Here is a 26,275-nt window from a genome sequence, read left to right on the forward strand (position 1 = left end):
AACCTCCTATTGCGTAGCAAGCTGCATGATTTTTTCTTGATCAGCTTCCTCAGATGACAACTCGCCTTTGATTTTTCCTTCAGCCATCACATAGATACGGTCACTCATTCCAAGGACTTCGCCAAGTTCTGAAGAAATCATCATAATACTCATACCTTGTTCGATTAATTCATTCATAACGGAATAAATTTCAAACTTAGCACCAACGTCGATTCCTCGCGTTGGTTCATCTAGAATAAGTAGTTTTGGACCGACAAATAGCCATTTACCTAATGATACTTTTTGTTGGTTGCCCCCACTCAAATTTCCAACGAGCTGTTGTAATGACGAAGCTTTAATACCTAATGAATTCTTGTAATGATCCGCAACTTTGATTTCTTCATTTTCATTAATCATTCCATTCGACGAGATTCCCATCAGGTTGGAAGCGGTGATATTGTTCTTTATATCCTGTAATAAAAACAACCCGTCTCCCTTACGATCTTCGGTAACATAGGCAATCCCTGCTTTAATGGCCTGACTCGTATGTTTAAAGTTGACGGGACGTCCGTCCACGAATAGATCACCCTGTATCTTGTACGATTTCGAGTTACCAAAAATACTGAGTGCAAGTTCTGTTCGACCTGATCCCATCAATCCAGCGATTCCAACAATTTCTCCTTTTCGCACATGTAAATCGATATCTTTAGAGACGTTGCGGCCTAATTGTGGATCATAGGCAGTCCAGTTAGTTAACTCGATAATCTTATCACCAAAAGATTTTCTCTCTCTTTTTGGGTAAATATCATCAATTTCTCGGCCAACCATATTTTTAATAATCGCTGCTTCATTAATTTCACCCTTGGAGGCGTCTAACGTGCAAATCGCTTCTCCATCCCGGATAACAGTTGCCTTATCGGCAATGGATGTGACTTCCTTCAACTTATGGGAAATCATAATGCAAGTGATGCCCTGCTTCTTTAATTCACGTAATAATTGTAATAAGTTCTCACTATCGTCTTCATTAAGCGCTGCAGTCGGTTCGTCCAAAATAAGCAACTTTACATCTTTACTTAACGCTTTCGCAATTTCAACTAGCTGCTGTTTACCTACTCCTAAATCTTTAATTAACGTTTCCGGGTTGATCTTCAGATTCACCTTATTAAGCAATTTTTTAGATTCAACAATGGTTTTGTTAAAGTCTAGTACCCCGCTATGGTTTACTTCATTGCCAATAAATATATTTTCATAAACAGGAAGATCCGGAAATAAGGCAAGCTCTTGATAAATAATAACGATCCCCGTATCAACACTGTCACTGATTTTGTTGAATTGTTGAACCTTGCCATTAAAAACGATATCTCCCTCATACGAACCATAAGGGTAAACACCGCTAAGTATTTTCATAAGTGTAGACTTACCAGCTCCATTTTCACCAACAAGGAAGTGAATTTCACCCTTTTTCACTTTAAAATTAACATTACTGAGCGCCTTGACTCCTGTAAATTCCTTCGTAATCTGTTTCATTTCCAGAATATATTCGCTCATGTTTTTCCTCCTCAACAAAAACAACTATTACAATTAAGAAATAGTGATAGATGAACGTCTACCACTATTTCTAAAACCTTGCTCTAGTTCTTTACGTTTTTATAGTCCAGTGAATTCACTCTCTTCATAGTAACCGGAGTCAATGAGTTCACTCTTCACATTCTTTTGCTCAATAACGATAACATCTGTTTGTTTTGCTGGTACCTCGATACTTCCATTATCATAAGAACCTGTTGTTTCAGGTGTTTTACCATCAAGTATGTCAACGGCCATTCCCATCGCATCCGCAACAAGTGTACGAACATCTTTAAATACTGTCATGGATTGCTTACCATCAATAATGTATTGAATAGAGGCTTTTTCCGCATCTTGACCAGTTATGACATATTTTGAAACATCAGGGTCTGAGGCAAATACATCCGCAATCGCACGGGATGTACCATCATTTGGAGCAAGAACGACAACTTCGCCTTTGAAGTCTGCCTTAGCAGCTGTTAGGTGCGTTTGAGCTTTATTTTTCGCTTCATTTGCATCCCAGTTTGTTGTTACTTGCCCAAGAATTTTACCTAATTCATCACGTGTAAGTTCTGCTTTATCTTTTAAAGCTTCTGCTGTACTTGAGTTTGCAATGACAAAAGTTCCATCCGCAATTTTTGGTTGTAATACATTCCATGCACCTTCAAAGAATAAGAAGGCATTATTGTCAGAAGCGGCCCCAGCATACAGATATAATGGGATACCTTTTTCTTCACCAGCATGATCGATTAGGTATTGTCCTTGTGCTTCTCCTACAGCAACACTGTCAAATGTTACATAATAATCGATTCCTTTTGTATCTGTAATGAGACGATCATAGGCAATCACCGTCACGCCATCTTTTTTCGCAGCTTCTACCGCAGCACCGGCTGCTGGTCCATCATGCGGCGCAATAATTAAAACATCAATCCCTTTATTAAGAAGTGTTTCTACATTTTCTTTTTCTTTAGCAGATGAACCTTGGCTAAACAAAATTTCTGTTGTATACTCAGAATCTTTTAACGCATCATGAAAACGTGTTTCGTCTTGTACCCATCTTGGTTCGTCTTTAGTAGGTAAAACAATCCCAACATTTATCTTGCCGCCTTTAGCTTTTTTCCCACTTGTTTTTCCATCCCCACTATTCGTTGAAACGTCATTACTACAGCCAACAAGAAATACCATTAGCATAGCAACGAGTAAAGCAGAAAAAAGTTTAAAATTCCTCATATTGAAACCCCTTTCTTTTCTGTGTTTTTTTAACTTCTATTTAACTATATCAACTCAACCAGTCTGTTAAAGCGCTTTCTTCTAGTAATATTTTAGTTTCATCTGTCTTTTTTTAATATTTTCATAAGATTTCCATCATGGCTGTTAAAAAAAGTATGAATGAGTAAACATGTTCAAACGTGGTTATTGACTTACACTCCAAAATGATCTTTAAATAAGGCTCTTTTCGTAAAGTTTGTTGTTTTTAGCAAGTAACCAATTCGAACAGATGTTGATTGTAGTGGAAGGTGCGAGACTCCTGCCGGAACAGCGTGTTGAGGGAGACCCCGCAAGTGCAAAGCACTGAGGAGGCTTCTGAGACCGCCTCTACAACGGAAATCAACCCGGGTTATTAGTGTAAAAATGATTAAAAAGCAACAAAGTATGTGAAAACAGCCTTAAATAAAGAAGACCCTCATATCCATTAAAAGGATATGAAGGTCTTCTTTATTCATCCTGCCATTTAATCGATCTGAAAAGATTTTCAAATCCCCGGCGAGTTTCGGCAGTTTAATTAGAGTTACTTTTCTTTATTCTTATATACTTCTTCTCGAGAATGAAACCCATCTGCAATAATTGTTTCATCGATATTGTTTTGGTCGACAGCGATAGGAGAAAGAAGGATGGCTGGCACCTCTAATTTTCCGTTGTTAACAATTCTCTCTACCTCTATTTCTTCTCCTTTAGCAAGCTTCACCGCAAGTTCAGCCGCCTGGTCAGCAAGTGCCTTTAATGGCTTATAGACCGTCATCGTTTGCAAACCTTCAACAATTCTCTGTGTTGCAGCAAGATCAGCATCCTGACCAACAACAGGTATTTTCCCTGCAAGCCCTTGTTCAGCCAAAGCTTGAATAACTTTGCCCGCGGTTGCATCATTTGCGGAAATAACAGCATCCACTTCGTTATGGTTTACTTTTAAAGCCTCTTTCATATTCGTATAGGCATTTTCAGGATACCACTCCTTTGTCCATTGGTCATAAACAACGGTGATATCGCCCTTATCAATCAGCGGTTGGAGTATGTTAAACACACCTTTTTTCAGTAAATGAGCATTGTAATCTGTTTCAGGACCACCGATATACACATACTTTCCTTTCGGGACTAATTTCGTGATCGCCTTCGCTTGAAGCTCACCTACCATTTCATTGTCGTACGATACATACAAATCAGTTTCAGAATTTCTGACTAATCGATCATAAGAAAGTACTTTAATCCCTGCTGCGTGAGCCTTTTTGACAATCATGGCTGTTGACTCGGCATTGTGGGGGACGATGACCAATATATCAATGCCTTCATTTATTAGATTTTCAGCATGTAGGATTTGTAAGGCATCATCTCCCTTTGAGGCGAATATTTTCACTTCAGCACCTAATGCTTCCACCGCTTCTTTAAATAGTTCTCGATCCCTTAACCATCTTTCCTCAGCTAACGTATCCATGGAAAAGCCAATAACGATTTTATCGTCTGGCTCTCTATCACTCGGACTGGATGCTTTATTTAAAAAGGAATCTTCGTGCATATCTTGATGATCTACTCGACTTTTATTTTGTTGGCAGGCAGTGACAACAAGGATGAAAACAAACATAAACAATAGGAGATGTACCTTCATAAAGGTCGGTTTCATTCATTTCACACCCTTTCTATCTTGTTATGCCTTTGATCCAAGCAATGATTTTCTATATTCTGTTGGCGACGCACCGTACATTTTTTTAAAAACCTTACTGAAATAGTTGGGATCTTGATATCCAACTTCAAATGTAATTTCTTTTAAACTTTTTTCATGATTTAACATCAATTTCTTTGCCTTTTCTAATCGGCATTTCGTCAAGAAGGAGATGTAATTAACACCTAACTGTTCTTTAAAAAGCTTGCTAATATAAATGGGACTTAATTCAAATTTTTGCGCAATCCCATCTAACGAAATTTCTTTATGAGAGTGTTCGATGATGTAGTGCTTAATCTGTTTAATCGTGTCATCCTCAACCTGGTTTTGATAATCGGTATAAGACTGCCACATCTGGTTGAGTAAATGATTGGTTTCCGTACGTAATTGCCTGAAATCTTTTATTTGATAAGAATAAATAGGAGTATCTGGTTCAACTCCTATTTCATTTAATACCCGAGAGGCAATCCAAAGTAGCTCTAAAACACGTTGCTGTGTTTCTAAAAGATGAACTCCCTTTTTCTCAAAAAACTCGATTAATTCAGATATCTCTTTCATGATTTCCTGCCATTGTCCATTGCGAATCTGATCAAATAATATATTTTCTAATTTTTTTGATTGATAACCATCTATCCTTGAGTCAGCCAATGGTATATCTGAATAAAAACGATATTTAACAGGAAGGGAGCTATCCTTCGTAGCAATCAGCGATTCCTGATAGGATTGTCGTACTGTGTCCAAGGAATAGCAAACGCTTCCAATTCCGATGAACCAGCCTGCCTTATCCTCCGTATTAGATGCAGATAAAATATTCTTTGCTAGAGTAATAGCTTGGGAGCGAAAAGAATAACTATGTTGCCTAAACACGATAATGGGAATTTGGCGTCCATATAATGTACCCACCCACGCACTTCCTGTCTTTCTAACCCTTTGTTTAATTTCTGCATACAAGCTCTCAGAATCCTGCGGCAGTAAAATAATCATGACAAACTTTTCACTTGTCATCGGAGTATGCAACATCTCCACTAACTCATCCAAATGGACTTCGTGCACGTGATCGAATAATAACTGTGTAACCACATCCGTTTCTACGATGGTTAAGGCTTTTTGCAATACGTTTTTCTGAAGGATACGCTCTTGTCGCGACTTTTTTTCTTCATCAATTTGACTAATTACTTTACGAACCGTTTGTACAACTTCACTCGCTTTACTCGGTTTAAGAAGATAGTCCTTCACCCCTAGCTTTAGCGCTGCTTTTGCATAGTCGAATTCGGCATATGCAGTAATCATGATAAATTTAATATTGGGGTTTTTTATATTTATTTTCTGTACGGCTTCAAGTCCGCTCATTCCCGGCATCTTAATATCCATTAATACCAAATCAGGCATAATTGACTCTGCCTTCTCAATTGCCTTTTTTCCGTTATTTGCTTCTTCTATCTCCATTTCTGGAAAGCCCTTTAATAATATTGCTTTTAAGCCTTCCCTTACAATCTGCTCATCATCGACAATTAGAAGCCGCTTCATCTCCTTCACCCCTCGTTGTTTTTTGGTATTTTTAAAATAACCTTTGTGCCAATTCCAACTTTGCTTTCTATTTCAAATACGTCATTACAGCTGTAAAACAAACTTAATCGCTTCACCACATTATTTATACCGATTCCTGTGAAATGACCTCCCACTTCTTTCGAATTCATATGGAGTATTTGTTTTACTTTCTCTTCTGTCATCCCTGGTCCATTATCTTCTATCTCTATTCTCACGTAATCAACTTCATTTTTAACACGGAAATATATACTTCCACCATTCTCATCTGGTTCAACTGCATAAATAACGGCATTTTCCACAATAGGCTGCAAGGTTAAACGCGGAATTTTTATGTCCAAACACGATTCATCCACCTCTAGGTGAAAATGAAGCCGATCTGTAAACCTTGCATGTTGAATATCGATATATTTCTTAAGAACTTGTACTTCTTCAAATAATGCAGCGGAATTTTCCAGATTATTAAGGTTATATCGCAAAAGTCCCGCAACACTCACTAAGAGATCACTTGTTTCTTCAGATCCTTCTAAATAAGCCTTTTTCGATAATATGTCTAGTGTGTTATAAAGGAAATGAGGATTAATCTGACTTTGCAGACTACGAAGCTGACTTTCTTGTAATAATAGCTTACTTTCTTGAAGCTCATGTTCTAGTTGGGCCTTCTGTTTTATTTCAGATAAATAGTTATTGATATTGATACGCATTTTATCAAACATTTTAGCGAGAAATGAGATTTCATCATTAGAGTCCACCTCTATTTTTAAATCAAAACGCCCTAATGATAACTCATGTGCCGCTTGCGTCAGCTGATTGACCGGTCTTGTAATTCTTTTCGCAAACCAATGAGCTAATAACAGGACCACAAACGTAATCAGCAGTAATAACCAGATTCCAAGCATTCTCAATTCTCCCGAACTATCAATGATACTGCGATAGAAACGATCATATGTTTTGAGTTCCATGTCAATTAAGGTTAGCGTCATTTCAGATATATATTTCGAAATACGACTCGCTTCAGAAAAGGCACTCAAGTAATCTTCCGTTTGTTGCCCCGTACGAGCCAAGACGGATTGAGTGGTTATTTCAACAAGACTGTCAATTAAGTTTTCATAGTTTGTCAACGCATAATCATTGTCGACGTTTCTGAATTTTGAAACTCTTTCTTTTGTTCTTAGAATCTGATTCTTATTGAGATTGAGCTCTTTTAAATTAGATTCGGATGGTTCAATTAAGTAGTTATTAAGAGCGGCCACAATTTGCTGGCTTTCACTTGTCACTTCGTTCATGATTAAATATCGTTCTAATATTTCGTTGTACTGGTTTTGCATTTTTTGATTATAGTAGGTAAGTGAAGTCCAAATAGCTACCATAATAAACAGAACAGCGATGACGAGCACTAATATTTTTTTCTGTATACTGTTCATCTTACATTCGACGCCTTTACAACTTGAATATCCGTTAGATATCCATTTAAATCGAGTGGCACTTTCTCATTATTAAGCCATTTTAAAATCAGTTCCACACTCTTCGTTCCCATCTCTTCTGGGGACTGCTCAATGATTCCATTAATTTTCCCCTGATTCAGTAATGATATCGATTCATAATCATCATCACATGAATAAATATAATAACGCTCAATTTGTGATCTGCTTTCAATCTCTTGTACCATAGCAGCCAGTATATCCGCATTAATGGCAATAAAAGCATCTATATTCGGATTTTGGTTTAATACGTCTTTCGTTGTTGCCATGACTTGTTCCCTCGCATCTTGCATCTCTATAACAACGATTTGGATATTCGGATATTCTTTTAGTGCATCTTTAATTCCTTCCATTCGCTGTTTTTGAAAATATTGATATTGTTTGTCAATCATGATCGCTACTTCTCCTGCAGTTCCCATATCAGCGAGCAACTGTTCACCAATCATTTTTCCAGCTAAGTATTGATCTGAGCCAACATATGACTTTCTAAGACTATCCCCCATAGGAACATCGTTTGCGACAGTAATAATGGGTATTCCATAAGAAGCAGCTTTTATTTTTGTAAGGGCTTTAAATTCATCGGTGTCTAATCCCTGGACGATAATACCATCCACTTGCGAATAGATAGCGATTTCAATTTTCTTTAAAAAGTCCTCTCTATTGTTACCATAGCTTCCCCAAACTTCAAGACTAGCTGATTCCTTCTTTGCCTGTTCCATTGCAGCATTTGCTACCTTGTCCCAAAAAGGAGTCTCCAGCTCCTGTGTGATTAATACAAGCCGATGCTTCGTATTCACTTGTTCTGTTGCCCGAGGCAACTCCCAATCTGATTTAAACACTTTACTTCCAGATACGACCGTGAAATAAAAAAGGACGACACTAACGAAGCTAAGATTAATGATGACTAATTTACGCAAGGATGTACCATCCTTTCCTCCCATAACTTTATATTCATTTTAGCATAATTAACCAAAAAGATACTGGACAATTGAATGAATGATTGATGGTATTTCAAAACCAAAAAAGCGCCAAAGACAACGAATTGTACTTTGGTGCTTGAATAGAGACTAAATAAGTGGAACTAAATATTGTAGTCGATTCAGATACACACTTCACATCTGGAGTGTAGACAATGTGAACAAACAGATTTATGCAACACAAAAGACACTGATAAATAGTGTAAGGTATCTTTTATTATCAGAAAAGTATTTACAATTCGGATTTGTTAAAATATAATGACTATGAAATTAGATTGTCGACAATCAGACAAAGTATAGAAAGGAGAATAAACAAATAAATGAGTGCTAACTTTTCAAAAAACTCGTTAAAACACCAAATTGCTCAGCAAATTAAAAAGTTGATCTTTGAAGGTGAATTGGAACAAGGTGAAAAAATTACGGAGTTGCAAGTGGCACAGAATTTAGGAGTTAGTCGAACTTCCGTGCGAGAAGCAATGCTTCTTTTGGAGTTGGAAGGTTTGCTTATATCTGAACCGTATAAGGATACAAGAGTAACGACCATCTCACAAGAAGAAGTGCTGGAATTGTTAATTCCAATGCGTCTTCATATCGAAATTTATGCTTTAAAAAAGGGGTTTCCAATTTGGGACGAAGAAATAAAAGAGCAATTTAAACTGATTCTTGCAAATATGAGAAAAGCAATACGGTATGAAGATTTATCAACTTTCATCGAGTTAGATATCCAATTGCATGAGTTGATCGTCATGTCTTCTCAACTTGAAAATGTGATTCGAATTTGGGAAAGCATTGTCCACAGAATTAGACTTCATTTTTTATACCAAAATAGGAAATCGGGTACCTTAGAAAAATGGCTTGTCGATCATGAGGAGTTGGTAGATATTCTCATTAACGGAAATTCCGTAGAAGAAGCTGTGAAAACATTGAGAAAGCACATTGTTGATACGAACATTCCAGAGGTCTATTTATTAGACTAGAAAATCATTTTATTGAAAGGGGGAATGCGCTAACTCTAACATGCCAAAAATGAAAAGGGGTGTCGAATTGATAATGACGAAACTACAGATTGCTAAAATAGAAGTATTTGTTGTAGCTGGAGCAGATGCAAAATACAAAACATCATCCCATTATTCTGATCTTACAATCACAAATACGATTGTAAGAATACAAACAAGCGATGGCTATGAAGGATATGGAGGGGCAATATCTTGGACGGAAGAAGGCATGGATAAAAGTCTGGCAGAATCCATCCGTCATCTGATCCCATTCTTAATCGGAAAATCAGCATTACAAAGGGAAGAAATTTATGCATTAATGGCAAGCCGATGTGTCCAATTGACACCGCAAGCTCAGTCACCGATTGATATCGCTCTATGGGATTTGGTTTCTAAATATGCGGAAATGCCGCTGTATCAGATGTTAGGTGGTGCAAGGGATAAAATTCTTTCCTATGCGAGCACACCATTTTTACCAAGTATTAAAGACTATATCGAACACGTTCACGAATTAAAAGAGCAAGGGTATAAAGTGATTAAATTTCATACGTGGTGCACGTTTGAAGAAGATATGGCTTTGGTAAAGGCTATTCATGAAGTGTTTAAGGATTCAGATCTTAAATTTATGCTAGATGTGGAATCGGCCTATACAAGAGAAGAAGCTTTGAAGGCTGCGAGGATTCTGGAAAAGTACGATTATATTTGGTTTGAGGCTCCATTACCTGACACGGATTTGGAAGGTTATAAAGATCTGAGATCTCGCGCTGACATTCCAATTATTGCGGCTGGAAATACTTTGCTTCGTTTAAATCAAATTGAACAAGGAATTCAAAATGGTTGTTGGTCAAGCGTACGTGTAGATGCCACTCTGGCCGGAGGAATCACACAAACTAAAAAAATAATGGGGATTGCCGAAGCCAATTCGATGACAGTTGAACTCCAATCATGGGGGTACACTTTGTCACAAGCTGCCAATTTACATTTGATGTTAGCCTGTAACAATAGTATGTATTTTGAGCAAGCCGTTCCAGTTGAGCCGTTAGAATTTGGCGCACTCACTACAATTAGAACTGACCAAGACGGTTTTGTACATGCTCCAAAAGGAAATGGATTAGGTATTGAAATGGATTGGGAATTGATTGAAAAATCTGCGGTACTAAAGTTATCTTTTGACGGAACAGGTTGGTCAGAATAAAAACAGAATCCACATTAAAATAGATGGGGGCAACCATTCATACTTTAAGGGACTCTGCAACATGTATTATAGCACATTAAATATTGAATCGATTCAAATATTGCAAAATTTGGATACTGATAAAGTTCTGACTATTTTTATATAAAAGGAAGTTAACTGATGAAAATAACAGATATAGAAGTAATTACACTGAGGGTTCCACCAATCGATCAAGCTTGTGAGTGGGGAGAAGATGCGTTTATTGTTCGAGTGATTACAGACAATGGTTTTGTTGGAATTGGTGAAAGCGATACATCTCCATTAGTAGCAAAAGCAATCATAGAAGCACCGAACTCCAATCTATACTGCTCGGGATTAAAGACACTGTTACTAGGTGAAAACCCGTTAGAAATTCAAAAACTATGGGATAAAATGTATTGGTCTTCGAATTATTTAGGGAGACGTGGAGCAGGAATCCATGCGATGAGTGCGATCGATATTGCATTATGGGATATCGCTTCTCAATATTATCAAGTACCTATCTATATGTTATTAGGTGGAAAGTATCGAGAGAAAATCCGTGCATATGGTACGTTTATCCCCGCGGATACTCCCGAGGAAAATAAAATAATTGCTCGCAAACTAAAAGAAAAAGGTTTTACAAGCTTGAAATTCGGTGGTGGAATCTTAGGTGATGATCCCCGTGCCGATTTTGAAATAATTAAAGCGGTTAGAGAAGAATTAGGCGAAGAATTCGAACTGCAAATTGATTTAGCTTCTAAGTGGAAATCTTATAGTCATTCAGCACATATGTTTAAAAAAGTTGAGCCCTTTCATTTAAATTGGATTGAAGAACCCGTATTAGCTGATGATATGAAAGGTTATCGCAAATTAGCGCAATTGTCCGGAGCGAAACTTGCTGGTGGAGAATCATTGACTACAAGATATGAATTTGATGATTTTATTAAACAAGCTCAACCAGATATTATTCAACCAGATATTACTCGTTGTGGTGGAATAAGTGAGATGCGCATCATTAATAATATTGCTGAAATGAATGGAATCAAATTAATCCCACACGGATTTAGCACAGGAATTCTTTTAGCAGCTACCGTTCAATTTCTAGCGGCAACAAAAAATGGAGATTTAATGGAATACTCGCAAAGTACAAGCCCCTTATTTACTAAACTGGTGAAAAATTTAATTCCAATTGAAAGCGGTTACGTAAAAGTTCCAGATACAATTGGACTAGGCGTGGAGCTGGATGAAACCCTACTAGAATTATATAGAGTTTAAATCAATTGAATAGCGTGTAGATGATTATAAGAGAATGGGGAATAGTTATGACAAAAAAAGTCGATAAATTATTAATCTCTTTAAGTGTTGCGCTCGTACTTGTTGTCGTTGGAATCTTGTATTTTCAACCCACCCAATCACAAATTGTTGCAAGTAATATCTTCAATAAAATGACAGAATGGTTTGGTTCTGGTGCACTATTATTCACATTTTTTGGTGTCTTACTTCTTGCCTTTGTGGCAATGAGTAAATATGGCAGGATTCGTTTAGGGAATACCAAACCAGAGTATTCATCTTTTAAATGGATTTCGATGATGATTTCCTGTGGGCTCGGATCAGCTACTGTCTATTGGGCATTTATCGAGTGGGCTTATTATATTGGAACACCAGGACTTGGCATTGAGCCCAATTCTCAAAGAGCATACGAAATGGCATTACCTTACAATATGTTCCACTGGGGTATCAGCGCATGGACCCTATATGCATTAGTGGGAGTACCAATTTGCTACCACTACTATGTTCGGAAAAATCAAGGGCTTAGTTTAAGTTCGATTATTAGTTCCATAACGGGAATTAAGCAAAATGGGATAGTTGGTCGCATTGTTGATATTATGTTTATCTTTATTTGCTTTGGAGGTTTAAGTATCACGTTAGGAGTTTCCGTTCCATTGGTCAACACCGTATTAAGTACGGTGCTTGGAATTGAACCATCATTTATGATGAACATTGTATTAATCCTTATAATTTCCATCGTATATTCATTGAGTTCTTACATTGGATTACAAAAAGGAATGGCACGAATTGCAAATATGACGACAAAGTTAGCGATTGCTTTATGTATTGGCATTCTCATCACAGGACCTACCTTTTTTATCATCGCGAATAGTACGAATGCTTTTGGTTTAATGCTACAGAATTTTGTACAAATGAGTTTATTTACTGACCCAATCGGTAAAACCGGATTCCCTCAATCATGGACAATCTTTTACTGGTTATATTGGATCACATATGCACCTTTCACTGGAATTTTTATAGCAAAAGTTTCAAAAGGTCGAACACTCCGTTCAGTTATAATGAATACTTTAATTAGCGGTAGTGTTGGATGTTTCTTCTTCTTTGGTGTTATTGGTAGTTTAACGATCGATCGTCAATTGTCTGGAATGGTTGATGTTGTGGGGATGCTAGGAGCTGGTCAGGATAATAGTGCGATTATTGAAGTGCTGCAAACATTACCTTTAAGCAGTATTTTTATGATTCTATTTTGTGTTGTCTCGGTTTTATTCCTTGCAACTACTTTGGATGGTGCTGCATTTACAATGGCCTCCACTGCAACTCCGAAATTAAAGGAGAACGAAGATCCGCATCCGATGCACCGTCTATTCTGGTGTGTGATGCTAGCTTTAGTTCCATTAACAATGATTTTTATCGGAGCGGATTTAAATACGATTAAGACAAGTGCGATTATAACTGGTGTTCCAATCATCTTTATCATGATTATCATGATTATTGGATGGATGAAATGGATGATTAAAGATTTCGGCCATGTTCCGGCCGACAAAATTGAAGAAGTATGTGCTGCTGAAATTAGTAAGTCGGGAGCAGGAGAATTAAAAAAAGAAATAAACAAAGGTACCAGTTTATAAGACGATTTACTATTTAGTCAGCACCTGCGTTCGACTTTTTAAGAACATATAACATTCTTAGAGAAGGAAAAACTGCTCAAGGCCGATAATCTCTCGCCTTTTTGAGCAGTTTCTTTTATTAAGTGCCAGTCACACATTCATTTCTAAATTAGTAGCGTAAGCCCGTAGTCAAACAACGTATATAAACACACAGCATCCCCTTGGTACGATATCTGTATCAATTTTTAAAGAAGGAGGTCTTTTTCTAATGGCAAAAAAAAATAACCCTGATAGTAAAAAATCTTTACCTTTCACTTCCTCGTAATCCCCTTTAACACGCATTTGCCTATTACCTTACTACTCTTTATTTACTGGATATTTTAGAGCATTCTTCTCCATTTTCTTAAATGCTTCCTCTTCCAAATCTACATTCATTTTTTCCGCTAACTGAAGAAGATATATAAATACATCCGCCATCTCTTCTTTAATATTCTGTATAGATTCAGCGACCGCTTCTTCACTATTTCTCCATTGGAAATTTTCTAATAGTTCATTTGCTTCTAATGATATAGAAATAGCTAAATCCTTTTCATTGTGATAAGGGGCCCATCCTCGCTCATCTCTAAACTCCATAATTTTTTGCATAATATCTTTCATTTATATCCCTCCTAGTTTGATTTGTAGTTGTAAATATATTCTATTTTATCATTTGTTCTAATCTTCTGCTTATCAAAAAAAGAGATACCAATAAGTATCTCCCTAATTCGGTATATTATTAATTTCACCTTATCACACACTATTAGTTACTTTTATTTAGACTTTTCTCCTGTAGTTTGAATAGCGAATGAAATCTAAGTATTTGGGCTGATAGGCAAGTTACCAAAACCAGCTTCAGGTAATAAGTTATCTGTATAAGCCAAAGGAGTGAGAAAATGGGTAGACGAATAAAACATACTTCACGTGACGTGGAGGAATTAGCAAGGCTCATGCTGGCGGAAGCGAGCGGTGAAGGAGTTCAAGGGATGAACATGGTGGGAACGGTTGTAGCCAATCGAGTCGAAGCTGACTGTGCTCCTGACTTCAAAGGGTTGCGCAATATCAGGCATGCGATCTATCAAACCATACCCGGAACTAGCGTTCCTCACTTTGAGCCTGTCTTAAATGGATCATTGTATACACAACGCCCCGACGAAGCTGACCTCCAGAGGGCTAGGAATTTGTTACAAGGTCATAGGGAACCTCGTTCAAGAATGAATTTGTGGTTTTTTAACCCCAGTCCGGGGAAAAAGTACCGAGCTCCTTGTACCGAAACGATGCCAAGATCACCCATGACGAAGTTCGACTTTTCGCACAAGAACCATTGCTTCTATGTTGCGGTACCGGGCTATTGCCCAGAGTTTTATGGATAAATTAAAAAGGAGCTGATCTTCTCATGACTTGTGGAGATTCTAGTTATAATCCAATAAATTATTATCCTGGTTATTATCCAGATTCTATGCGAGGTAGTGGCGCACAACAACCTGCCGGCTACCCAACGAGTATGCCATCTGGACCCGCGTATAGTGTCCCAGTGGTTCCTATCGGGACTGGACAGCAATTTGCTGGGGGCGCGATTGAAGAATCATTTATCGAAAATATCCTACGCTTCAACAAAGGTAAGGTAGGTACATTCTACTTTACTTATCAAGGTAACAGCAAATGGAATGCAATGGTTTACCACGGACGGATAGAAACGGCTGGTCGTGACCACCTCATCATCAGCGACCCTTCCACCGGTAAACGCTATCTGTTGATGATGGCAAATCTCGACTGGGTAGAATTCGATGAACAAATTAACTATCCTTATCCGAAAATTAGTCCAGCTGTCGAGGCGACCCTGACGACATCGGACTGAGTTTATAGAACGCTTAAAACCCGCTTACTTCTTTTTGGAAAATGAGCGGGTTTTTAGTTCTGACCACATATAGAACGCAAATTCGGCAATAAATCGAAGCGAACGTTTTCGCCTTTTGGGTTGCAACTGGGAATGACTCGGTGGTGATTAATATCCAGAAGCAAGATGTACCTATTGGCGTCGATTTCGAGGATATAACGCAGCTAATGAAGGAATTGGATAAAGCCCCTCTCGAATGAGAAGGACTTTATTTCTAAAGGATGGCTGAATAAATAATTAGGGGAAGGACACTGAAAAAGCCCATAACTGCTAAATGGGAGTTTAAACTTTATGTGTTCCTCAGTTGAGTAATGACACTAACGCTTCTTGTATCCTTGTATTCGATGCAACTAATGTATGATCACCTAATCGAAAAGCATTGCCTTCACGATTCGTGACTGTTCCACCTGCTTCTTTGAGAATAATGATTCCGGCTGCTACGTCCCATGGATGCAGTCCATCATGAAAGAAACCAGTAAGTTTCCCAGCAGCTACCATACATAAATCAAGGCTTGCAGCACCAATAATTCTGATACTCCGTGCTTTCCCAACAATAGTTTCCATGTGTTTCATTCCATCAGAATTGGACTTCCAATCGTAAGCAGGAAATCCTGTCGCCAGCAAGGATTCGCTTATTTCTTTTTCCGATCCGACTTGTATCCGTTCCCCGTTCAAAAAGGCGCCACCATTGATTTGGGCTGAGTATAAGTCCTTTGTCAAAGGATTATACACGACACCACAAACAGGAAAACCGTCCTTCACAATACCGACAGAAATTGCAAAGTAAGGAATTCGGTGAATAAAATTCGTAGTTCCATCAATTGGATCAATAATCCACCCATATCCTTCAGAAGATTGGCTCAATCCCCCTTTATTTCCTTGGGCATTATCTTCCTCAGATAATATCCAGTGATCTGGGTAGTCTTCACGAATTAATCCACACAGGTATTCCTCGATTATCACATCAACCTCGGTTACAAGATCCGATTGATTTATTTTTTCTTTCATATCAATGGGTTTTCTCATAAGATCAATCAACAATTCTCCAGCATTTTTAACATGTGTAATTGCTGAATGTAATAATGTATGAACGGTTTCATCTATTTGATTCATATACTTCCCTCTTTTCTGTGGAAAATGGGCGGAGCTTCGCATATTGACCTCCGCACTGCCACCTCTTAGGTGATACAATTTGATTAGTTAATAACCTATTTGAACGTTCAATGTTTCTCCTTCAAATAGCTGAAAAGAATCTCCATTTTGTATACTTCCAGTTAGATAAAAAGGGGCATCCGTTAGTAAACGAAGTTCATCCCAGTGAGGGAGTAGAAAGGCAGATCGATCTGCACTAATCGGAATCACACAACACTCTGGTTGAATAAGTTCGAGTACCTCTTTCGTAAAAGCATCTTCCATTCCATGGTGAGACACTTTCCAAATTAAACTTTTCAATGGTGTGCGTGAAGATAATAGTTTCCATCCTTCCTCCAGCTGGTCACCACCGAATAGAATATTTTCTGTTGGATTTGAATCTGCTGATAGTCGATACACAGAGCTGTCATCATTTGACTCTTTAAATAAACGTTCCAAATCAGCAATTTCTTTATTCGAAATTGATTCTTGTCCCTCCAAGAATTCCTGGAGAGTATCGTATGCAGGCAGTGGATCACCTATCCAAGGATACATATGAGTTAAGACAAATCCGTCTTCGGACCAGACGATGGACTTTTCCTGGGCTCCATATTCACTTCGCCATTTTATTTTTGTCCCTTGCTTTTCTAATAACGAAATAAATGTTAAATAACTTTTCAACATATTGAATACTCGTAGTGCTGTTTCATTTCCGCTAAATTTGACCTCATCAAGATTAGCCAGGTTAAAAGGTTGATAAGGAAGAATCACTGCATCTACCTTCTTACATTTCACAATGTCTACTAAACCATTAAGATGGTCTTCATGAATATGCGTAAGAATCATCCAATCCAACTGATCAATCCCGTTTCTTTCCATCCAATTCAAAGGATGATCTTGTTCATCTGATAGAGCTCCATCTCCCCCATCAATTAACGTAATCAAACCAGACGGTAACTGAATAATATGAGAATCTCCCCATCCCACATTTAGAAATTGAACATTTGCCTTCATATTTTCAGTCTCCTATTCTACCGTTATTTCAACCTCTTTTTTATAAGATGTACTTTTGATTGATCCAACGTCAGGGTGATTTGCCCTTCAAGAGGCCCAGATATCTTCGGATTAAAATCGTCAACGATCCATTGCATCGAACCCGCTCCTACCCAATACCGAATCGTCCTTCCAAGAAAGCTGCTTTTCACGATATTCCCTTTTACTCCGTTCGATCGATTACGTTGAATGTCTACTTCTGCTGAAATAGAAATACATTCTGGTCGAATAACAAGTGTCACTTCATCACACATTTTTACTGCATAATCTTTCTGGGGAACACGGATGATGGTATCATTACATTTCACCATAATAAATGGATCATTTAATTCGATGACTTTACCTTCAACAAAATTAGTAGTCCCTACAAAATCTGCTACAAACTTTGTTTTTGGCTTAAAGTAGATATCCATAGGGGTACCTACCTGACAAATCTGTCCTTTATTAAACACGGCTATTTGATCGGAGATTGACAAGGCCTCGTCCTGATCATGCGTTACGAATATGGCAGTAAACCCAAACCGCTTCTGTAACGCTCGTAACTCATCCCGGACTTCAACCCTCATTTTCGCATCTAAATTACTCAAAGGCTCATCCATTAATAATACGTTCTTGCCCATCACTAACGCTCTGGCAAATGCGACCCTTTGTTGTTGTCCACCACTCAATTCTTTCGGATATCGATTCTCCATCCCGATCAATCCAAACATTTTCAGCATCGAATCGACTCGGTCTTGGATTTCCTTTTTAGGTGTTTTTTTCAGTTTTAGACCATAAGCTATATTCTCGAAAACATTCAAATGTGGAAAGAGTGCATACTCTTGAAATACAAGTGGTGTATCACGCTTATATGCAGGGAGTTCATTTATTTTTTTTTCTTCAAAATAGATGTTTCCATCATCCGGCTCATAAAATCCAGCGATTAAACGCAGGAGTGTTGTTTTTCCACAACCACTCGGTCCTAAAAACGTTAGAAAACTACCTTTTGGTATATCTAACGAGATATTGTCAATTGCTAAATAGTTTCCAAAAGTTTTAGATAAATTTTCAATTTTTATGATGATTTCTTCCGTATTCATAGGAGCCTCCACTTAATAATCGTTAGCATTTCTTTTATTTCTAAAAAATAGTTGCGATATTCCTAAGACAGCAAAAGCAATGGAAATAAGGACAACCGTAAATGACGATGCTTTGCCCCACTCACCATTTGAAACAAGACCAAGAATAGACACCGTACCAACAGATGTTTTTGCAGAATAGATGAATACAATAACACTCAAGCATGTAACCGATCTTAAAAACGTCACAACCATTCCTGAAATAAATGGTCCTTTTAATAGAGGCAGCAAGATATGACGAAACGTTTTTAGATTATTGGCACCTAAATTTTGTGATGCCTCTTCTAAGGAACTACTTATCTGTTGCAGCCCAGCTAATAGCGTGCTATAAAATGTAGGTACATTCCATATCGTTAAAGCAATGACCATAATCATTGCTGTTCCTGTCAACATAAGTGGTTCAGCATTAAACGCAATCGCAAACCCTAATCCAAGGAAGACTCCTGGAACGGCACCTGGAAGTACGGACAGAAAATCTAAAAAGCGATTCATCCCCATCTTCTTTCTTTGCACAATGAACGCTAGTGGGAAAGCCAATACTCCAGCCAAAATCGATGAAAGAACGGCAAATTGAATACTATTCGTCAGCTCTTTCCCTTTTGAAAATACATAATCTAAATTTGAGAAAGTTAAAGACCAGTTATAGCCCCATGTTGTTGTAAAAGCTCCGTAAAATAAAACACCATATACCAACAAAACAATAACAGTAATAAACATACAAAAAGAAAAAAGAGTCCATTTTATATAGGATGGTATTGGATAATGACTTGAATATGATTCTTTTCCTGTTACTGTCGTATATGATTGTTTTCCAACCCACTGCCTATTTAATAAAAATAAACCTAATGCAGGGATTAAGAGAGTGGTCGATAGGATAGCTGCTGAAGATAAATCAAACCAGCCAATCATTTGCATATACGCTTCAGTTGAAAGAACGGTAGAGTTACCGCCAATAACCATTGGATTACCAAAATCCGCTAATATACTCATTGCTGCAATTAACGCTCCCCCTGCGATTCCCGGTTTGCTTAGTGGAAGGACAATGTTTTTAAATACTTGCCAGTGTGTGGAACCCATATTGTAAGCAGCATATTCCTGACTTGGCGAACTCTTCTTTAATACTCCATAGATCACTGCATAGGCATATGGAAAAAATGTAATCGTTTGTACTAGCCAAAGACCATGCCAGCCATACACATCAACATTCAAATTTAACAATTGTTTGGAGATAATCCCTTGTCTTCCAAACAGCAGAATATAGGACATTCCCACAATAAACGGCGGCGAAACAATCGGAAGGATCGTGATAAATTTGAACAACCCTTTACATGGAATTTCTAATCTAGCAATTGTGTAGGCAAAAATAAATGCAACAAATGTACAAGACAGAGTAGAAATCATCGTCATCATCAATGAATGAATCGCTGCTTGGGACCATCGTGAATTTGTAAATAGTTCAGAGAAATTTTCCAATTGAGCAAAACTAACGACTTTTAGAATGGGCCAAATGACAAACGTAGAGATGATCAATAATAGTAATCCAAACGTTAGGTAAAACAGTAAATTTCTTGTTACAATTTTTAAGATAGTAGTAGTCAAACTGCACACACCCTTTAGTCAAAAATGGAAGGGACTACCCCCTAACGAAAGAGTACCCCTCCATATCTATTTTTTTATCCCGCCTTAACGGGCAGTAAGACCCCCACCTCATGATTTCTCAGAAACAAATGAAGATAGGTGAGGGATGAAGCCTCCTCCCCTACTAATGGAAGTTTCACTTTATTGACCAATCATCTCTGTAAATTGCTTTACTACATCTTCTTTCATTTCAGCCGCTTTTGTACGGTCGTAATCCACAAGTTTCACATCATCAACAGGAATCATCCCTTGTGGAGGCGCAACATCTGATCTTACAGAGTAGCGGTTAGAAAGTTGCGTATTCATTTCTCCTACTTCTTTTGTAAGTAGCCAGTCGATGAATTTCTTCGCATTTTCTGTATTTTCTCCACCTTTAATAATTCCAGCTCCACCAATTTCGAAAGCAGTTTCTTCTGGAACAATGACTTCAATTGGATAGCCTTGTTTAGCGGATTTAACAATATCATGTGCCCAAGACATACCTGCAGCAAATTCACCTGTTGCAATTAAATTAATCGGGTCAACCGCTCCTGCTGTATAATGATGAACATTGTTATTTAGGCCTTGTAAATATTCCCAGCCTTTTTCCTCACCAAGTCGGAATAACTGGGTAGCTGCGAAAATATATCCTCCACCAGCTGTAGCAGGATTGGAAGAAAGGAATAATCCTTTATAATTAGCGTCTAGTAAATCATCCCAAGTTTTTGGCATTTCCAAGCCTTTTGGTGATAGTTCTTCTTCAAATCTTTCTTTGTTTACTACAATTCCAAGTACCCCCATGTACCAGCCTTGCCAATACCCATTTGGATCGTTAAACTTGTCATCAATTTCAGCAGCATTGGGTGATGTATATTTCTCTAAAATCCCTTGTTCACCAAGAGGTTGATAGAATTCTACAGATCCACCTACCATGATATCTGCTTGTGGATGATCCTTTTCAGCTTGTACTCTTGTACTTGCTTCACCAGCGCCTCCAAGACGAATATATTCCATATCAATACCTGTATCGGCTTCAAACTTTTTCTCAATTTCTACGATATCTTCTTCATTTAATGCAGCATAAACAACTAAACGATCAGTAGCTGGTTCTTCTGTTTTTTTTGTTTCTTCTGAAGCTGTTTCTTTGCTGCCTTCTCCAGCAACTGTTTCACTCTCTTCTCCAGTTCCACATGCAGCTAACATGAATACACACATGAACAGAATAAATAAAAACGGTAATAATTTAATATTCTTCCTCATAAATACTTCCCTCCTATTTTTTAGCTGTCTGACATCTAAAGCATAGAAGGTAATTGTAAGCCGAATATAAATTACAGATTAACTTATTGTAAACTTTTACAAAATGGAAAAGGAGGTGTCCAAAAAGTGATTTTTCAGACACCTCCTATGAGACAATCTCTAACATTAATCTCGTTTAATTGTTAATTTAAATATGCTCGTATTTATATAATCTAATGAATAGAATATCGGCTGATTGGCATCATCGAAGTGAAGTTGTTTTAATAAGATAATTTTATTTCCCAAAAGTTCAATTGCCTTTTGATCCATTTCTATAGAGGGGTCCACTGCGTAAATTTCCGTTATAGCAGAAGTTATTTTAACGTTAGCCTCTTTTTCTAAAACATCAAATATGGCTCCTGAAAATCCATCATTGAAGAGATCACCAATCATATTCTGTGGAAAAATATTATAATAAAAAGCAACTTTATTTCCATCTGCCGTTCTCGTCCGCTCTAGTATCGTGACTTGTTCCGTCTCTTCTAAGCGCAATTTTATTTTCCATTCTTCTTCTGGATTCATTTGATAGATTTTTATATCGGTTTCTCCTGCCTCATACCCAACATTTCGAATCATCTGGCCAGTACTTTGTAATTTATTTAAAGGATTTTCTATATGGTTAAGTTTATTGTTCACATATGTACCTACGCCGTTTTTACTGATGAGTAAGCCTTCCTTTTGTAACATCTTTATAGCTTCTCGTAATGTGGATCTGCTGACATTAAACTTTTTTGCAAGCATCGGCTCCGAATTTAGCTTTTGTCCAGGTAATAGCTCCTTGTTTTTGATACTTCTTTCAATCTCTTCTTTGACTTGTATGTATCGAAGCTTTTTCGCCATATTTTTATTCCCCTTTAAAATATATTCCAATCAAATTTATGTTGTCTCAGTGAGCTACTCGTAAGTTCTTACAAAATACGGAAGGAATTTTTTGTTAAAACTATCGACTTTGACATACAATTTCAAGCCTTTCTCCCTCCTATTATAAGCGGAAATTCATACCGATGCTTGCCTCCCTATAATTCGAACAGACATAATGGATCTCTCTTTAGGTATTTGAACACAATGTTCTTGTGCGTATGTCGTCATTCAAATATTAGAGATGCAGAATTGAACAAGGAGCCAAGTATACTATCTATTTATAGACTTAACACTTATACTAAGCAAAATTAGAAGATTATTCATAGGTAAGATTATACTTTATTTGCACGATCAATCAGGCCTCCACTAAAAGGTTACTCTATCATTTTCTCCATATGAGAAATTAAAAATCTGAATAATTCAACTTTTCTAAATCTTAATATAAAGTTTATACTACGTTTATATTTATCCAATATTCTAAATAATAGCTGTCTGACATCACTATTTAATATTGGAGGGATATTCTTGTTTAAGAAAATGATTGGCACAGTACTGGCAGGGATGTTACTTTTCAGTTCTTTTGGCGCATTTAACCCGCATAAGGCACAAGCGGCTTCAACGCTAGAGATTGCCGAATATTGGGCACCAGAGTTTTATCAGGATGTGAACGATACTTATGGATACAGTGCTGACTTTGTGACGAACTTTGACTATGATGGGGATTGGGTAGGTAATAACAATTGGGAAAATCTAAATAAGTACCCCATGAAGTCCTATATCTATTATTCAGTCGTAGAAACCTCGAGCCATTATTTCATTGGCTATTATGATTACCATGCTCGTGATGACGGTCCAACGGTATTTGATAAGCATGAGAATGATTTAGAAGGTGTTTTAGTTATCATCCGCAAAGACGGTACACCGTACGGGACATTCCAATTAATGGAAACAGTGGCACATAATCAATTTTATCAATATACGAATGATCCATCGATTACAACTGGTGCTGACAACATTGACGGAGGTGTACTATTCAACGGTACCCACCCAAAAGTATTTATTCAGTCGAACGGCCAAAGCCCTATTGGCGGTCACGGCAATTATGCCTATGACGGAACAGGTGCACCAGGAGGAGATGGGATCGTTTATTATTACGGTAATCGTGCAGATGTTGTCACAAACGCTTCTGGTAACTACACAAACAAATACAGTTATGACCTTGTATCCTTTGATGAATTTTGGAAGCGTAGAAATGATATCGGCAACGGACAAACATTTGGCAGTTGGGGTAAACTTGATGGTGACACATATCAGCAGGATTCAGCTGCTATGCCTTGGGTTTGGGATGATCTGGATGACAATGCCACATTCGCCGGAGATTTCTTGAGTGATCCAGCCCATATGGTGGATACACATCTAAATGGACTAGGAAATTTTCCCCACACATATATAAATCATCCTTATTATTCTCACCGGATACAAGTAAATAGTGTGACAAGCCTTAAAAACCGCGATCCATTTGGCGGCAAAAGCGATATTTTCGTAAAAATACGCGTAAACGGAAACGGAGTATCCGATGATCGCTTGTGGAAGAAAAACGATGTTCCAACAAATACGGCCTATAATGTGGCCTGGGGCACGATGGATGCGACATTCGGCAATCAGTACAGCGAGTACTATAATGATCGTTATGTAAACGTTCCTGCGAATAGCCAGATTAACGTAGAAGTATATGATTCCGACGGTGTAGACGGGGACGATGAAATGGGAATTCTAAGTGCTTATCCTGCTGTTGGTCAAACAGTGGAATGGAATAATACCACTACTTCTAATGGGGAAGCAAAAGTTAAGGCTACGATTTGGGCTGTTCGATAACGCCAATTATGTATGAAACGAAGATATTGTTCTCTAAATCTATCTGACGAGGGGGGCAGTATCTGAACCCATCAAGTCTCGTTTAAAGAGGATGGAATGACTGTTTCCATCCTCTTTTTCCTGCTTTTTATTCACATCTTCATCCACAGGTTTTCACAGGAATATCAAGATTTAGTTCTAAAAAGCGAAAAAGAACCTATAAATAGTTGTAAATCATATGATTTATATCAAGAGATATCTAATTCACTGAAGGAGTTTTTTCATGGCCCCAAAGCAAAAGTATTCTAAACAAGATATTATTGTCGCAGCATTTGAGATCGCAAAGTTCGAAGGATTGGATTCGATTACGATTAGGAGGGTAGCTAAGAAACTAGGTAGTTCCATTGCACCGATTTACGTAAATTTTTATAATGTTGATGAGTTGATACAGGAAGTTGTGAAAAAGGCGTTTGAGGTTTCAAAACAGATGTTAATGGACCAGAATACGGGGCAACCTTTTAGGGATATAGGTATCACAAGTCTTAGGTTTGCAAAGGAATATAGTGTACTTTATAGAGATTTGATTATGAAAAATAATCCCCATATGAAATATAACAACATTAACAATGCTATTGTTATTGAACAAATGAAAAAGGATCCTACATTGTCTGGCTTTTCAAATGAAGAAATGAAAATGATATTATTCAAAATGCAAACATTCCAAACTGGTCTTTCTGTTATGGTAGCGTATCAATTATTTCCAAACGATTTTAATGAAGAGAGAATAATCGAGATTTTGGACAGTGCAGCAGCGGATGTAATTACTGCTGCTCGTTTACGAAAGAACGGTTCATTTGAGTGACAAACGTAAGGGGGTTAGATTCATATGCTAGAACGAAAAGTTATTATTACAGGTGCTAATTCTGGGATCGGTAAATCCGCCGCAATTAAATTTGCAAAAGAAGGATACATGGTTATCATGGCTTGTCGCAATATCGAGATTAGTAGAACAGCCCAAAAAGAAATCATTGAAGCTACTAAAAATAATAACGTCCATTTAATGAAAGTTGACATGTCTTCATTCAACTCAATTCGTACATTTTGCTCGGAATACAAAAACAGATTTGATAAAGTGGACATTTTAATTCATAATGCTGCTTATATTAACCATGGTGAAAAATATCAACTTAGTCCTGATCATATTGAACTAACATTTGCTACAAATGTATTCGGTCCTTTTTTGATGACCAACTTGTTATTGGATCATCTAAAAAATTCTGATGATCCTAGAATCCTTCATGCAGGTAGCAATATAATTAAGCATTTCTTTGATTTGAAAGCAAAAATCAGTTTTGATAACCTTCAAGGCGAATTCAAAGATAGAAGATCCCATAGTGTATATAAAATGTACTGTCAATCTAAAATGGCCTTATTAATGCTCACATTTAAAATGGCTGAAGAATATCAAAATGAAGGAATCAAAGTAAACGCCTTACAAATTAATGGTGCAAAAATGGCAAAGCGAACGATAAATAAAGTCAAACCTTGGTGGCGCCCCATCGCATGGGTGCAAAATTTATTTTTTCCACCAACTTCTTATATGGCAAATAATTATTTTGAAATATGCACTTCCGATCTATTTCAAAATACAACAGGAAAACTCATAAACGATAAACTTGAAATCATGCAAGTGACCTCAAGTGAATATCCCGGTTTTTTCAAACAACTAAAAATAGTGCTTGGTTCTCGTTTCTATCCCACGTATGCTCATAACGATCATATTATGAAACAATTATGGGATTTATGTACAAAATTAGCTGTAAGTTCCCCCACTTAACACATAAC

General features: G+C 37.4%; 22 protein-coding genes. 9 read left to right on the forward strand and 13 right to left on the reverse strand.

The features are described from left to right. Nucleotides 1-6 precede the first annotated feature (6 nt). The 6 genes from HNP81_RS08065 to HNP81_RS08090 all read right to left on the reverse strand — a co-directional run bounded on the left by HNP81_RS08065 (nt 7) and on the right by HNP81_RS08090 (nt 8,417). Nucleotides 7-1,527, reverse strand: a complete 1,521-nt coding sequence (locus tag HNP81_RS08065) for an ATP-binding cassette domain-containing protein (protein WP_182502244.1) — start codon at nt 1,525-1,527, stop codon at nt 7-9. 99 nt (nt 1,528-1,626) lie between these two features. Continuing rightward, the gene (locus HNP81_RS08070) at nt 1,627-2,772 is read right to left on the reverse strand and encodes a sugar ABC transporter substrate-binding protein (protein ID WP_028390031.1); all 1,146 of its coding nucleotides are present in this window, start codon (nt 2,770-2,772) and stop codon (nt 1,627-1,629) included. Nucleotides 2,773-3,331: 559 nt separating this feature from the next. Further along, a complete protein-coding gene (locus tag HNP81_RS08075; protein ID WP_182502245.1) occupies nt 3,332-4,435 on the reverse strand; it encodes a sugar ABC transporter substrate-binding protein in 1,104 nt (367 codons plus the stop codon). Between the two features lie 24 nt (nt 4,436-4,459). Continuing rightward, nucleotides 4,460-6,001, reverse strand: a complete 1,542-nt coding sequence (locus tag HNP81_RS08080; protein WP_182502246.1) for a response regulator transcription factor — start codon at nt 5,999-6,001, stop codon at nt 4,460-4,462. 5 nt (nt 6,002-6,006) lie between these two features. Next, nucleotides 6,007-7,443 (reverse strand): sensor histidine kinase, encoded by a 1,437-nt coding sequence (locus tag HNP81_RS08085; RefSeq protein WP_028390028.1) that lies wholly within the window; start codon nt 7,441-7,443, stop codon nt 6,007-6,009. Next, nucleotides 7,440-8,417 (reverse strand): substrate-binding domain-containing protein, encoded by a 978-nt coding sequence (locus HNP81_RS08090; RefSeq protein WP_028390027.1) that lies wholly within the window; start codon nt 8,415-8,417, stop codon nt 7,440-7,442. Before HNP81_RS08090 ends, HNP81_RS08085 begins: the two co-directional genes overlap by 4 nt. Before the next feature lie 380 nt (nt 8,418-8,797). On the opposite strand from HNP81_RS08090, the gene HNP81_RS08095 reads away from it, so the two are divergent. The 4 genes from HNP81_RS08095 to HNP81_RS08110 all read left to right on the forward strand — a co-directional run bounded on the left by HNP81_RS08095 (nt 8,798) and on the right by HNP81_RS08110 (nt 13,585). After that, nucleotides 8,798-9,454, forward strand: coding sequence for a GntR family transcriptional regulator (locus HNP81_RS08095; RefSeq protein ID WP_028390026.1), 657 nt, complete (start codon nt 8,798-8,800; stop codon nt 9,452-9,454). Between the two features lie 73 nt (nt 9,455-9,527). After that, the gene (locus tag HNP81_RS08100; RefSeq protein WP_182502247.1) at nt 9,528-10,667 is read left to right on the forward strand and encodes a mandelate racemase/muconate lactonizing enzyme family protein; all 1,140 of its coding nucleotides are present in this window, start codon (nt 9,528-9,530) and stop codon (nt 10,665-10,667) included. Nucleotides 10,668-10,826: 159 nt separating this feature from the next. Beyond that, entirely contained in the window at nt 10,827-11,942 is a 1,116-nt protein-coding gene (locus HNP81_RS08105) for a mandelate racemase/muconate lactonizing enzyme family protein (RefSeq protein ID WP_182502248.1), read from the forward strand. A 47-nt stretch (nt 11,943-11,989) separates the two neighbouring features. Continuing rightward, nucleotides 11,990-13,585 (forward strand): BCCT family transporter, encoded by a 1,596-nt coding sequence (locus HNP81_RS08110; RefSeq protein ID WP_034300214.1) that lies wholly within the window; start codon nt 11,990-11,992, stop codon nt 13,583-13,585. Nucleotides 13,586-13,921: 336 nt separating this feature from the next. Here the strand turns inward: HNP81_RS08110 and HNP81_RS08115 are convergent, their stop codons facing one another. Continuing rightward, nucleotides 13,922-14,221, reverse strand: a complete 300-nt coding sequence (locus tag HNP81_RS08115; RefSeq protein WP_028390023.1) for a nucleotide pyrophosphohydrolase — start codon at nt 14,219-14,221, stop codon at nt 13,922-13,924. Nucleotides 14,222-14,496: 275 nt separating this feature from the next. On the opposite strand from HNP81_RS08115, the gene HNP81_RS08120 reads away from it, so the two are divergent. Next, nucleotides 14,497-14,973 carry a cell wall hydrolase gene (locus HNP81_RS08120; RefSeq protein ID WP_182502249.1) on the forward strand — a complete coding sequence of 159 codons (477 nt, stop codon included), beginning with the start codon at nt 14,497-14,499 and terminating at the stop codon, nt 14,971-14,973. 23 nt (nt 14,974-14,996) lie between these two features. After that, nucleotides 14,997-15,458: a spore coat protein GerQ gene (gene gerQ / locus HNP81_RS08125; protein WP_182502250.1), complete on the forward strand. Its 462-nt coding sequence runs from the start codon at nt 14,997-14,999 to the stop codon at nt 15,456-15,458. A 339-nt stretch (nt 15,459-15,797) separates the two neighbouring features. Here gerQ and HNP81_RS08130 read toward each other — a convergent pair whose 3' ends face one another. From HNP81_RS08130 to HNP81_RS08155, 6 genes are all read right to left on the reverse strand, one after another. Beyond that, complete coding sequence (locus tag HNP81_RS08130) at nt 15,798-16,610, reverse strand: inositol monophosphatase family protein (protein ID WP_182502251.1); 813 nt, start codon at nt 16,608-16,610, stop codon at nt 15,798-15,800. 87 nt (nt 16,611-16,697) lie between these two features. Next, complete coding sequence (locus HNP81_RS08135) at nt 16,698-17,642, reverse strand: ComEC/Rec2 family competence protein (RefSeq protein WP_182502252.1); 945 nt, start codon at nt 17,640-17,642, stop codon at nt 16,698-16,700. A gap of 23 nt (nt 17,643-17,665) precedes the next feature. Then, nucleotides 17,666-18,760: an ABC transporter ATP-binding protein gene (locus tag HNP81_RS08140; protein WP_182502253.1), complete on the reverse strand. Its 1,095-nt coding sequence runs from the start codon at nt 18,758-18,760 to the stop codon at nt 17,666-17,668. Nucleotides 18,761-18,772: 12 nt separating this feature from the next. Then, nucleotides 18,773-20,398: an ABC transporter permease gene (locus tag HNP81_RS08145; protein WP_182502254.1), complete on the reverse strand. Its 1,626-nt coding sequence runs from the start codon at nt 20,396-20,398 to the stop codon at nt 18,773-18,775. A gap of 180 nt (nt 20,399-20,578) precedes the next feature. Next, complete coding sequence (locus tag HNP81_RS08150; protein ID WP_028390017.1) at nt 20,579-21,676, reverse strand: ABC transporter substrate-binding protein; 1,098 nt, start codon at nt 21,674-21,676, stop codon at nt 20,579-20,581. 165 nt (nt 21,677-21,841) lie between these two features. Further along, on the reverse strand, nt 21,842-22,555 hold the full coding sequence (locus tag HNP81_RS08155) for a GntR family transcriptional regulator (protein ID WP_051404789.1): 714 nt from the start codon (nt 22,553-22,555) through the stop codon (nt 21,842-21,844). A 546-nt stretch (nt 22,556-23,101) separates the two neighbouring features. Between HNP81_RS08155 and HNP81_RS08160 the strand changes: the two genes are divergently transcribed. The 3 genes from HNP81_RS08160 (at nt 23,102) to HNP81_RS08170 (ending at nt 26,267) form a co-directional block, all read left to right on the forward strand. Continuing rightward, nucleotides 23,102-24,451, forward strand: a complete 1,350-nt coding sequence (locus tag HNP81_RS08160) for a C2 domain-containing protein (RefSeq protein ID WP_182502255.1) — start codon at nt 23,102-23,104, stop codon at nt 24,449-24,451. Nucleotides 24,452-24,713: 262 nt separating this feature from the next. Then, entirely contained in the window at nt 24,714-25,292 is a 579-nt protein-coding gene (locus tag HNP81_RS08165) for a TetR/AcrR family transcriptional regulator (RefSeq protein WP_182502256.1), read from the forward strand. A gap of 24 nt (nt 25,293-25,316) precedes the next feature. Beyond that, a complete protein-coding gene (locus HNP81_RS08170) occupies nt 25,317-26,267 on the forward strand; it encodes an SDR family NAD(P)-dependent oxidoreductase (protein ID WP_182502257.1) in 951 nt (316 codons plus the stop codon). The last annotated feature ends 8 nt before the right edge of the window (nt 26,268-26,275 follow it).

The sequence above is a fragment of the Peribacillus huizhouensis genome, from assembly GCF_014138605.1.
Lineage (GTDB): Bacteria > Bacillota > Bacilli > Bacillales > DSM-1321 > Peribacillus > Peribacillus huizhouensis.